Annotated in this window: 1 protein-coding gene; it reads right to left on the bottom strand. The window is 72.8% G+C overall.

Translation table 11 applies throughout. The annotated features are described in order from the left end of the window. Positions 1-376 (bottom strand): uroporphyrinogen decarboxylase family protein (locus JZ791_RS47415; protein ID WP_216903962.1); only part of this gene is annotated, 376 nt, incomplete at its 3' end. Positions 377-459: the final 83 nt, after the last annotated feature.

Here is a 459-nt window from a genome sequence, read left to right as displayed (position 1 = left end):
TGCCCGGGCCGTCCACGGCGCCGCCCACCAGGGCGCGGGCGCGCGCCAGGTTGGCCGTCCAGTCCAGGCCCAGCACCTCGCAATCGAGGCCGTTCATGTCCTCCAGCCAGAGCGCGCCGCCCTTGGTGAACACGATGCGCGGCACGTCGGTGCCGTCCACCCCGGTGCGCTGCAGCAGGGCCGTGCCCACCTTGAGCACGGCCACGGACTGCGCGGTGTCTCCCTGGCGCTGCAGCACGTCGCCCTTGCGGAAGCGGCGCTCTTCCACCAGCGCGGCCCACGGCGCACGCCCCGCGTCGCTCTGGCGGCCGATCAGGCACTGGAGACGGCTGCTGCACTCGTGGCAGGGCTTGCGGTCCGGTTCGGAGGAGGGCATGGGTGTCGGGCCGATCGATGGAAGAACGCGCGCGTCGAAAAGCAGGAAGGCGTGTGCGCGCCGTCAGGCGTATGCCACGTCGC

The organism is Nocardia alni, from assembly GCF_019038435.1.
GTDB lineage: Bacteria > Actinomycetota > Actinomycetes > Mycobacteriales > Mycobacteriaceae > Nocardia > Nocardia alni.
The sequence above is the reverse complement of the archived record's forward strand: the minus strand, read 5'-3'. Positions and strand labels throughout refer to the sequence as shown.